Genomic DNA, 11261 nt, shown 5'->3' with positions numbered 1-11261 from the left:
GGCGAAGCCGCCGAAAACCCTATAAATCATAAAACAGGATGTCTTTCAAACTCCTTATTTCTGTCAAAAAGATAACGGTATGTCGCTAATTTTCGGGTGATCGTGGTGTCAAGATTTTCGGCAATCTTAATCATTTTAGGATTGAAATCTCCGATCCACTGCATTTCTATGATTTTAAAATCCGTATGTTTTCTCAAATGCTGTGTTCCTTCCCAGATCATGTAGCCTTCAACACCTTTCCTCTGCCATTCCGGAACAACGCCGAAAACCAGACCAACCATTTTTTCGTTCTTCTTAAACTGTTTGATCCAGAGAAACTTCAGCTTTTCCCAGATCCCGAATTTCCCATTCAGATATTTAAACCACTGATTCGTATCCGGAAGATTCATCCACATCGCAATCGGTTTTTCATTTTCATAAACAAACCATGAAATATGTTCATTGATGATCGGTTTCATCATTTTGAACATTTTCAGCACTTTAGATTCCTGTATGCATTTTCCTTCGCCGTGTGCAGCCCACGCTTTGTTATAAATTTCTGTAAAATCTTTGGCGAATTTTTCCAGATTATTTTTCGTCATGGGTTTTGCAGAAAGATCGGGATTTTTACTGTGTTTGGCATGCATAACCGTAAAAAGTCTCGAAACTTCGGCAAAAATAGGTCTTGAAAAACAAAGCTGCTCAAAATAAATTTTAAATCCGTAGTTTTCAAAAAGCTCTTTGTAATAAGGGAAATTATAATTCATTCCGTACAAAGGTTCGATAAAACCTTCAATTACCAATCCCCAGAATTTGTCACGCTCCCCGAAATTAATCGGTCCGTCCATTGCTTCCATTCCCCTTTCCTGAAGCCAGCTTTTACAATAATCAAAAATAAAATTTGCAGTTTCCTGATCGTTTACACAGTCGAAAAATCCGATTCCGCCGGTAGGCTGTTTTTGCTCATAGCTTTCGTTGATAAAAACCGCAACTTTGCCTACGGTTTTATTTTCTTTATTTTTAAACAAAAATCTTGCACATTCCCCGTTTTTAAAAAACCTGTTTTTCTGAGGATTAAAAACATCTTCAATATCAATATTTCTGGGTCTTATATAGTTTTTGTCTTTTTGATAAAGCCTTGCCGGAAATTCTAAAAATTCCTTCCTCTGGGATTCGTTTTGTACTTCTTCAGCAATAATCATGATGTAAAATGATAGTGGGCGCGAAAGATAATGTTTTTCGCCCAAATTAAATATGACGAACAGATTTTATCCGTATTTTTGTGCAAATTAAATAAAAATGGTTGATTTTACGGATAACGACGATGATATTTTCACAGGAAAAGAACATACGCCTATAAGGGAAGATGCTTTTGATAAATCACCGGAAGAAAAAATAGAAAAAATTACCGAACTTTTTGGGGAAATCATGGAAACGCTGGGTTTAGACATGACCGATGATTCTTTAAAAGACTCTCCGAAACGTGTTGCTAAAATGTACGTGAATGAAATTTTCGGAGGACTTCTTCCTGAAAACAAACCGGGAATTTCTACATTTTCAAACAAATATAAATACCGCCAGATGTTGGTGGAAAAAGACATCACTGTTTATTCATTTTGTGAACATCATTTCCTGCCGATTATCGGGAGAGCACACGTTGCTTACATTTCGAACGGAGAAGTTATAGGTCTTTCAAAAATTAACAGGATTGTGGATTATTATGCAAAAAGACCACAGGTTCAGGAAAGACTCACAATGCAGATTGTGAATGCCCTGAAAGAAGCTTTAGGAACAAAAGACGTTGCCTGTATTATTGATGCAAAACACCTTTGCGTTAATTGCAGAGGAATAAAAGATACCGCAAGTTCTACCATTACCGCAGAATTAAGCGGAATTTTCAGAACCAATCCTATTACAAGACAGGAGTTTCTTCATTATGTAGGAAGCCATGCGAAATTGGATTAAATGAAAAATTGTACTATTTTTAACAATGTTAAACGATATTAAATATGAACTCCAATATATCCTTTCAGGAAAGAGCGAAGTTAAGTATGGAAATACTATCCAAACAATCGCCGGTTACCTTAGAAGAAGCCAAGAAACAGGCAGGCTGGCTTCAAAAGAAAAGTATTTCAAAAGAAAAGAAACATTAGAGTTAATCGATTGGATTAATTCTAATAACTTTTGGTATAATACGATAGATTTTAATCTGTTTGTATCAGAAGGAGCGGAACAAAAAGTATATTTGAAAGATGATAGTTTTGTTTTAAAGCTGAATGATTCTATTTACTATGAATCATGGCTGGATTACTTTCATAATCTCCTTTTAAATAATTATTTTTTTCCGGATACAGCATATGAATTAATTGGATTTTATTTGAATTCAGACAGTTTATATGCAGTTGTTAAACAAAGATTTGTTAAATTAGATCAGTTAACTGATCTCAGAGAAGTTAAAAGTTTTCTTGGTAATAATGGATTTGAAAATATAAGAAACAATGATTACTATAACTCTTCCTTAGGAATTATTCTGGAAGATCTCCATGACGAAAATGTCATTACACAAAAAGGAGTGTTATATTTTATTGATACCGTTTTTTATATTAAACCTGAAATTTTCTGGAAGTAAATTATAATGATAAAATTTAAAAAAGTTTCATACAAGATATTTGTAACAACCATTATTTGTTGTTGGTGTATCTGCTGCTGTTAAAAGATGAAAATCTTTTAATCAATAAAAACTTTACTAAATTTAAAATCATTAAATCAAATAAAAAAAATGCAACTAAAAATATACAACTCGCTTGCGGGAGAAAAAGAAATATTCAAGCCGATTTTAGAAGGAAATGTAGGAATGTACGTCTGCGGACCGACCGTTTACAGCAATGTACACTTGGGAAATGTAAGAACTTTCCTTTCTTTCGACTTCATCTACAGAAGCTTGATGCATTTGGGTTATAAAGTTCGTTACGTAAGAAACATTACCGATGCAGGTCACCTTACCGACGACGGCGACGTGAACAACGACAGATTCGTGAAACAGACTCGTCTTGAAAAGTTAGAACCAATGGAAATCGTACAAAAATACACCGTCGATTTTCATAAAGTGTTGGATATGTTTAATTTACTTCCTCCGAATATTGAACCGACTGCAACAGGTCATATCGTGGAACAGATCGAGCTGACTCAAAAGTTAATAGAAAGAGGATTCGCCTACGAAAGCAACGGTTCTGTGTATTTCGATGTGTTGGAATACAACAGAAGAGGCTTAAACTATGGTGAACTTTCAAAAAGAAATATCGAAGAACTTTTTGCTAATACCCGAGATCTTGACGGACAGGGTGAAAAGAAAAATCCGCAGGATTTCGCATTGTGGAAAAGAGCTTCTCCGGCACACATCATGAGATGGAATTCGCCATGGGGAGAAGGTTTTCCGGGATGGCATCTGGAATGTACTGCAATGAGTACAAAATATTTAGGAGAAACTTTCGATATTCACGGAGGCGGAATGGATCTGAAATTCCCGCACCACGAATGTGAAATCGCACAGGGAAAAGCCTGCAATGATGCTTCTCCGGTAAATTACTGGATGCACGCCAATATGTTGACGATGAATTCTCAGCGTATGAGCAAATCCACCGGAAATTATATTTTGCCGATGCAGTTGGTGACAGGAGAAAACGATTTCTTCGAAAAGCCTTTCCATCCTTCCATCGTTCGTTTCTGCTTTTTGCAGGCACATTACAGAAGTGTTTTAGATATTTCAAATGATGCCATGATTGCGAGTGAAAAAGGATACACGAGATTGATGGAAGCCATTAAAGTGTTGAACAGCATTACTCCGAATGATGAAAAACAATCAGGTTTCAGTCTTGAAGAATGGAAAAATAAAGCGTATGATGCATTAACGGACGATTTCAATTCTCCGGTTTTAATTGCACATTTATTTGAAGCTGTAAAATATATCTTTGCTTTAAATGATGGGAAGGAAACAATCTCAACGAAAGATTTAGAGGAACTGAAATCTACTTTAAACGCTTTGGTTTTCGACGTTTTGGGACTTCAGACGATTGAGGAGAACAACAATGAAAAACTGGATCAGACCCTGAAAGTTTTAATCGAGTTGAGAAATCAGGCAAGAAAATCAAAAAATTTCGAACTTTCCGATCAGATCCGCGATAAACTTCTTGCTGAAGGTATCGAACTGAAAGACGGAAGAGACGGAACTTCTTATGTTTTGAATTAGAGTAAAGCTTTACGGCTTTTAATATATCTCCCGCAGATTTTTTACAGAATCATCCGCCAAATCTGTATAATCTGCGGGATTTTTTATACAAGCTTCTGTCATTTCGACGAAGGAGAAATCTATAAAATATAATTATAGAGATGCTTTCAACATGACAAACTTTGTGAATAATTTTGCTGAGCGAAATTGAAGTTTAGACAAAATCAAATGTCTTCGGGGACGAAAGATATTTTCAGCATTTTGAATTAAAAGCTTAGATTTTTTATTTCTCGCAGATTGTATAGGTTACGCAGATTTTTTACAGAATCATCCGCCAAATCTGTATAATCTGCGGGAGTTTTTTATATACGCTTCTGTTATTTCAACGAAGGAAAAATTTATCAAATACAATCATAGAGATGCTTTTTCAGCATGACAAATTTTGCTGAGTGAAACGCTTTCGCAAACGAAAAATATACTCAGACATTTTCAAAAAAACTTGCAGCTTTGCGTTAAAAACTAATTTTTAAACCTAAATCACAGTCTTAATTTTTTTTCATATTCAATCCAAAAATTACGTAACTTAGTCATAATAAAATGATTAAAAATTTAAATGAATAGACTATGAAAAGACATTTATTCCCTTTATTCCTGTTGTTGATGGGCGCAAACGCTTCGGCACAGCAGGATTTTTTTGCTTTGGTCGGGAAAGATACTCAGAGTATTGTTTTCAATGATTTCCGTGCCATCGACGGAACAAGCGGAACTTCCGGAGAACAGATTTTTAATGCAGATTCTTCTGCAAGAGTTTTTTCACAAAGTAGAAACGGCGCTGTAACTGAGGATAAAAATACCTACAATAACGCGCAGGCTGTAAATATGGCAACACTGGCTTATGATTCTTACAATAATAATCTGGTGTATATGCCTATGTTTTCTTCCAATATTTATGTTTTAAATGCCAAAACAAAGGAAATTACATTGGTGGAAAACAGTGTGGCAAGAGTTACTTCATGTGACATCAATTCTCATGTAACGAGAATGACAACAGGTTATGACGGAAATATTTACGCGATCAACAATTCCGGAACACAGTTTTTGCAGATCAGCAGAAAAGGAAATCAATATGTGGTTAACGATTTGGGAATTATTAAAGATGATGCTTCCAACGGAAAAAATTCTTTCACCACCATTGAAACAGGTTTCGGAGGGGATATGATTGCGGATGCAGAAAATAATTTCTATGTTTTTTCGGCTTCGGGAAATGTTTTCAAACTTTCTCCAAAGGAAATGAAGGCTAAATTTATAGGAAAAATTGCAGGAATTCCTGAAAATTATTCGGTAAACGGATCTGCTGTAAATTCAAAAGGGAAAGTGGTGATTGCAAGTGCAAAAGGAGCTTCTCTGTATGAAGTAGACCTTACTACTTTACAGGCAAAACCACTTGGAGGAGAGCAGAATCTGCATATTTATGATTTGGCAAGTAAATATTTTGCGAACGATAAAGCCATTTCCAATAATGCTTTTGCCAATCTGGATATTTATCCGACAAGAGTGGATGAAAAGTACATTAACATCAATGTAAATGATAAAACTGTAAAAGGAAATATTAAACTGAATGTTTTCGATCTCTCAGGAAAAAATGTGATGAAACAGAATTTATCTGTAAAAGAAGGTTTATTAAATCAACAGGTTTATCTTAAAAATCTGATCAGCGGAGCTTATCTGGTAAACATTACCGACGAATCAGGAAAAGTATTATTAAACAAGAAAATTTTAGTAACAGAATAATCTTTAACTTTGTGTAAAGCTTAGAAACCTTTTCAGACATTTTGAAAAGGTTTTTTTAATGAATATTTGATATTCAATAAGTTTTATTTTTCAGGATTATAATGTATTTTTATAAAAAAATATAAATGAAGCTATACTTTAATGTAGGTTACAGTACAAAAGTTGGAGAAAATCTTCGGTTGATGATCAAAGACGAAGGCTCTGTACATCAGACTCATGCTATGTTTTACGGAGAAAACGGATTGTGGAAGTGTGAGGTAGATTACTTTTCCAAAACCATATCATATCATTATCAGCTTATCGATGAAAGAGGAAATATTCTTCGCGAGGAGTTTGTTCCGCATCATCTTACTTTTCCGCACAATTACAAGGAATTTGTGGTTTTTGACGAATGGAATAATAAAAATTTTCCTGAAAACTACCTCAATAATAAAATTCTCTATAACAAACTGAACACCTTCAAGCCGGAAAAAGTTTCTGTGCTGAAGAAGCATACGCATTTATTCAGAATAGAAGCTCCGATTTATAATCCGGACTGGAAGATTGTTGTATTCGGAAGTACGGCTTCATTAGGAAATTGGGACTACGAAAAGGCGATCCATCTGTCTCAGACCGATTTCGGCATTTGGGAAATTTCTCTGGAAATTCCTGAAAACGAATTTATTCAATATAAATACTGTCTTTACGATGCGGCTAAAGGTAAAGTAATCGATGTGGAAACAGGCGAAAACAGATTTGCATTACCAAATCATTCGAAAGACGTTTTACAGATTGTTTCGGATCATTATTTTAAGTTCAAACTGTATCAGATGTATCACGATGCAGGAGTTGCGGTTCCTGTTTTTTCTCTGAGAACGAAAGACGGTTTCGGTGTTGGTGAATTTTCTGACATGAAAAAACTGGCAGATTGGGCAAAAGAAACCAATCTCGGAATTATCCAGATTCTGCCGATTAATGATACAACGGCAAATTATTCATGGACAGATTCATATCCTTATGCTGCAGTTTCTGTGTACGCGCTTCATCCGCAATATATTTCCCTTGAGAATCTCGATTTTGCGTTACCTAAAGATTTAATGGAAGATTATCAGGCTGAAAAGTCAGAACTAAATTCATTAGAATTAATCGATTACGAAAAGATGATTTTTGGAAAGTGGAAGTATCTGAAAGTCGTTTTCAATGAAGATAAAGAAAAGATTTACAAGGACAGAAACTTCAAGAAATTCATCAAAGATAACGAGAGCTGGCTTCTTCCTTATGTAGCATTCTGTGTACTGAGGGACAAATACAAGACTCCGAATTTCAACGAATGGAAAACGCATAAAAAATATATTGCAGGAAAGGTTTCTACATTTTTTTCAGCAAAAAGTAAAGATTATGATGCTTCTATGCTTCATGCATGGGTTCAGTATCAGCTTCATAAGCAATTAAAGGATGCGATTGATTATACGCATAACCTCGGAATTTCCGTAAAAGGGGATCTGCCGATCGGAATCTACAGACATTCTGTGGAAGCATGGACAGAACCTGAACTTTTCGGAATGGATTTTCAGGCAGGAGCACCGCCGGATCAGTTCACAGAATTGGGGCAGAACTGGGAATTCCCTACCTACAATTGGGAAGCCATGAAAGCTGATGATTACAAGTGGTGGAAAAACAGGTTCAAAGCATTGGAACAGTATTTTGATGCGATGAGAATCGATCATATTTTAGGGTTTTTCAGAATCTGGAGAATGCCGGTTTCTGCAACTCAGGGAATTTTAGGATATTTTTATCCTGCCGTTCCTATTACGCTGGAAGAATTCAATGCGAGACATATTCCTTTTAATTTCGACAGATACTGTAAGACATTTATCAATGATCAGATTCTCTGGAAATATTTAGGCGAAAACAGCGGAAAAGCACTTGAGTTTATCAATAACAACCAGAACGGAACCTATTCATTTAAAGAAGAATTCAATACACAGCGTAAATTAGCCGACTTTTTTAAGAAAAATCCACGAGGTCCGATTGAAGATCAGCTGATTTCTCTTTGTGCCAATGTTTTATTTTTAATTGAAGAACGAAACGGACAGGTTGTTTATCATCCGAGATTTAATGTGTACAACACAGAATCTTATAAATATCTTTCGGATTGGGAGAAAAAATCCATCTATGACCTTTATCACGATTATTTCTTCAAAAGACAGGATCATCTTTGGTTTGAAAAAGCTATGGAAAAACTTCCGATGATTCTTAATGCTACAGAAATGCTGATCTGCGGAGAAGATTTAGGCCTTGTTCCGGACTGTGTTCCTGTTGTGATGGATGAACTCGCGATTATAGCTTTAAAAGTTCAGAGAATGCCTTCGGATAATATTCCTTTTTATAATCCAAAAGATGCAGGTTATCTGAATGTTGTTACGGCTTCCTCACATGACAGTTCGACGTTGAGACAATGGTGGAAAGAAGATCCGGTGCTTACACAAAAGTATTTCAATCAGCAGTTGGTACAGTATGGAAAAGCTCCGGAAGAACTGGATCCTCACTTAGCTGAAATTATAATGAAACAGCATCTTTATAATGATTCGATGCTGGCAATTTTCCCGATTCAGGAGTTTTTAGCAACGGATAAAAATCTTAGCAATCCTAAAATGGATAATGAAAGAATCAACAATCCCGCAGTTTTTCCACATTACTGGAGATACAGAATGCATCTTAATCTGGAAGATCTGAAAGAGCAGAAAGATTTTAACCAAAAAATAGCTTATTGGATTAAAGACAGTGGAAGGATATAAATTTAACATTTAATTATCAATTAGTTAATAATAAATTAAAAGAAGTTGAATCGGAAGATTTAACTTCTTTTTTTTATTTATATCCAAAAGATAGAAGAGAAAATTCGACTATATTAACCAATTAACGACTATAGAAATGAAAAAAATATTAATCAGTTTTGCTTTGGGTATGGCGACTTTATCGTTTGCTCAGCAGTATCCGAATAATGGTTGGGGAGATGACGGCTATTATCAGAATGACGGAGGCTATTACAGCGATGAAGACGATCAGAATTATTTCCCTGATGATTATTACTACAATTATCCGCAGGATTATTACCAGACCAATTACAATGATTACAGGAACAGCATTATAAGCATCAACTGGAATGGCTTTTTTGCCCAAAACAGGCTGAATCGTTGGCAGATAGACCAGATCCTGAGACTGAATAATCTGTATGTAAGTTTTTCCACATGGAACAATTTCTACAGATACAATCCGGACAGATGGTATTATGACAGATTCTATGCATTGGAAAGAATTATGGGACCAAGAGTTTTTGTTGTATTCCAGAATAATTATTACAGAGGATACAGTCCTGTAGTATATTTCCAGAATTACCGAAGAACGCATTATGCAGGGATTTGCAGACCGATGCCGCGCTACAGAAATGTAAATATCAATATTTACAGAGTAGACAGAACCAGATTCCGTAGCTATGATAACCCTACTTTTAATATCGTAAGAGGAAGCGACAGACCTAATAATGGTTTCCGTGGCGGTGTAAGAGATGGAAATAACGGAGGTTTCCGCAATCAGGCAGAAAACAGAAACAACAGTCCGTTTTTCAGAAACGATAATGAAGTACGAAATAATGGAGGTTTCCGTGGAGGGAATGAAATAGGTTCTACTAGGGGCAATGGCGGTTTCAGAAACGAGCGAACTGAAAACAGCGGAACCAGAGGCGGAGGTTTCAGAGGCGGAGAAGTAAGAAGAGAAGAAGCTCCGAGAATTGAAAATAATGGAGGCGGTTTCAGAAAAAACGGAGGATTCAGAGGAAACGAAAATTCAGCTCCCAGAGAACAGAACAGAGGGGGAGGAGAAAGCAGAGGAAACGGTGGATTCCGAACCGGATTTGCAAGAAATTAATTTTCATATATTATATTTAAGTGGTGTGAGAGCAGATTTTTATGATCTGCTCTTTTTTATTTTTATCATTAAAAAATTAATGTTAAAATTTAACATTTTTTATGAGGTTTGTGTTTTAACTTTCATTTTAACTAATAATCAAAAAGATGTATAACAATTAATTAAAGATTTAAAAAAATGAAAAAGTTAGTTTTAGCAATAGCATTTATCGGAATGGGAAGTTTTGCAATGGCACAACAGGTAACTCCTGAACCACAGGACAGACAGGCTAAAAGAGCTGAAATGAAAGAAAGATTTCAGCAGAGAGAGCAGGAACATATGGCGCAGATGCAGAAAGATTTAAACTTAAATCAGGCTCAGGTAGATAAAATTAAAGCACTTCACGAAAAAAGAAAAGCTGAAATGAAAGCTGATTTTGAAAAAAATAAAGATCAGAGACAGGCTAAAATGGAAGAGATGAAGGCAAAAAGAGCACAGATGGATGCCGACATGAAACAGATTCTTACTCCTCAGCAATATGATAAATGGCAGGCGGACAGAAAAGCAAAAATGGAAGAGAGAAAAGTGGCAATGAAAGAAAGAGGAATGAAGGGCGGAAGAATGCACAAACCAATGAACACGGCTGCTCCGGATGCGAATTAAGTAGTTTATAATTTTGATTTTTTAATGTGTAGGAGGACGGGATTTATTCCGTCCTTTTTTATTAATTTCTGCTAAAACTTTTGATTTCGGGGTTTTATTCCCTAATTTTGACTGAAAATTTAGGACTTATGGTTAGCGAAAAAATTGCAAAATTAATTAACGAACAAATAGCTCACGAACAGTACGCTGCACAATATTATCTTTCTATGTCTGCATGGTTTTCCGGTAAGGATCTTGACGGGATTGCCAATTATTTCCGTGTACAGAGCAAAGAAGAGTTAATGCATGCCGACAAAATGTTCGATTATTTAAATGACGTAGGTGGAGAAATTATTATAGGAGAAATCGCAAAGCCACCCCACGAATTTGCAGGCGCAATCGACATTTTTGAAAAAGCTCTGGAACATGAGAAAAAAGTAACAAGAAGCATCTTCAATATTGTGAAAAATGCAAATGACGAGGGCGATTTTGCCACGACTTCTTTCCTGCAGTGGTTCATCAACGAGCAGGTTGAAGAAGAAGCAAGCGCATCTCAGTTGGTTACCAAAATCAAAATGGTAAGCGATAATCCATCCGCTTTATATCTTTTTGATCAGGAATTGGCGCAGAGAGTTTTCGCACCGGATACAACAGCTTAATTCTGTATTTAAATAATAATAAGTTTCGGCGGCACCAAAGGTGCCGCCGAAACTTGTTTTAAAAGTAATTTTCCCAAAAC

At 35.7% G+C, this 11261-nt stretch carries 9 protein-coding genes; 8 read left to right on the top strand and 1 reads right to left on the bottom strand.

Annotation, left to right across the window (positions count from 1 at the left end):
• Window positions 1–26: 26 nt before the first annotated feature.
• Window positions 27–1181 (bottom strand): hypothetical protein, encoded by a 1155-nt coding sequence (locus tag WFK35_RS15365; RefSeq protein WP_336733334.1) that lies wholly within the window; start codon window positions 1179–1181, stop codon window positions 27–29.
• A 97-nt stretch (window positions 1182–1278) separates the two neighbouring features.
• Here WFK35_RS15365 and folE point away from each other — a divergent pair, with 97 nt between their 5' ends.
• The 8 genes from folE to WFK35_RS15325 all read left to right on the top strand — a co-directional run bounded on the left by folE (window position 1279) and on the right by WFK35_RS15325 (window position 11181).
• A complete protein-coding gene (gene folE / locus WFK35_RS15360) occupies window positions 1279–1944 on the top strand; it encodes a GTP cyclohydrolase I FolE (RefSeq protein WP_076395046.1) in 666 nt (221 codons plus the stop codon).
• A 25-nt stretch (window positions 1945–1969) separates the two neighbouring features.
• A complete protein-coding gene (locus WFK35_RS15355; protein ID WP_336733333.1) occupies window positions 1970–2608 on the top strand; it encodes a hypothetical protein in 639 nt (212 codons plus the stop codon).
• A gap of 150 nt (window positions 2609–2758) precedes the next feature.
• A complete protein-coding gene (cysS, locus tag WFK35_RS15350; RefSeq protein WP_336733332.1) occupies window positions 2759–4225 on the top strand; it encodes a cysteine--tRNA ligase in 1467 nt (488 codons plus the stop codon).
• 603 nt (window positions 4226–4828) lie between these two features.
• Window positions 4829–5995 carry a T9SS type A sorting domain-containing protein gene (locus WFK35_RS15345; RefSeq protein WP_336733331.1) on the top strand — a complete coding sequence of 389 codons (1167 nt, stop codon included), beginning with the start codon at window positions 4829–4831 and terminating at the stop codon, window positions 5993–5995.
• A 125-nt stretch (window positions 5996–6120) separates the two neighbouring features.
• Entirely contained in the window at window positions 6121–8772 is a 2652-nt protein-coding gene (locus WFK35_RS15340) for a 4-alpha-glucanotransferase (protein ID WP_336733330.1), read from the top strand.
• Between the two features lie 136 nt (window positions 8773–8908).
• Window positions 8909–9901, top strand: coding sequence for a hypothetical protein (locus tag WFK35_RS15335; protein WP_336733329.1), 993 nt, complete (start codon window positions 8909–8911; stop codon window positions 9899–9901).
• 177 nt (window positions 9902–10078) lie between these two features.
• Window positions 10079–10543, top strand: a complete 465-nt coding sequence (locus WFK35_RS15330) for a hypothetical protein (protein WP_214588396.1) — start codon at window positions 10079–10081, stop codon at window positions 10541–10543.
• 128 nt (window positions 10544–10671) lie between these two features.
• Window positions 10672–11181 (top strand): ferritin, encoded by a 510-nt coding sequence (locus tag WFK35_RS15325; protein WP_214588397.1) that lies wholly within the window; start codon window positions 10672–10674, stop codon window positions 11179–11181.
• Window positions 11182–11261 lie beyond the last annotated feature (80 nt).

Source organism: Chryseobacterium sp. VD8 (assembly GCF_037149975.1).
Classification (GTDB): Bacteria; Bacteroidota; Bacteroidia; order Flavobacteriales; family Weeksellaceae; genus Chryseobacterium; species Chryseobacterium indicum.
This window is presented reverse-complemented; position numbering and strand designations above follow the sequence as displayed.

Excerpts from the sequence above, each read along its gene's own strand:
- WFK35_RS15335 (WP_336733329.1), top strand. The coding sequence starts at position 8,909 with ATGAAAAAAATATTAATCAGTTTTGCTTTGGGTATGGCGACTTTATCG.
- WFK35_RS15345 (WP_336733331.1), top strand. The coding sequence starts at position 4,829 with ATGAAAAGACATTTATTCCCTTTATTCCTGTTGTTGATGGGCGCAAAC.
- WFK35_RS15340 (WP_336733330.1), top strand. The coding sequence starts at position 6,121 with ATGAAGCTATACTTTAATGTAGGTTACAGTACAAAAGTTGGAGAAAAT.
- WFK35_RS15325 (WP_214588397.1), top strand. The coding sequence starts at position 10,672 with ATGGTTAGCGAAAAAATTGCAAAATTAATTAACGAACAAATAGCTCAC.
- WFK35_RS15355 (WP_336733333.1), top strand. The coding sequence starts at position 1,970 with ATGTTAAACGATATTAAATATGAACTCCAATATATCCTTTCAGGAAAG.
- cysS (WP_336733332.1), top strand. The coding sequence starts at position 2,759 with ATGCAACTAAAAATATACAACTCGCTTGCGGGAGAAAAAGAAATATTC.
- WFK35_RS15330 (WP_214588396.1), top strand. The coding sequence starts at position 10,079 with ATGAAAAAGTTAGTTTTAGCAATAGCATTTATCGGAATGGGAAGTTTT.
- folE (WP_076395046.1), top strand. The coding sequence starts at position 1,279 with ATGGTTGATTTTACGGATAACGACGATGATATTTTCACAGGAAAAGAA.
- WFK35_RS15365 (WP_336733334.1), bottom strand. The coding sequence starts at position 1,181 with ATGATTATTGCTGAAGAAGTACAAAACGAATCCCAGAGGAAGGAATTT.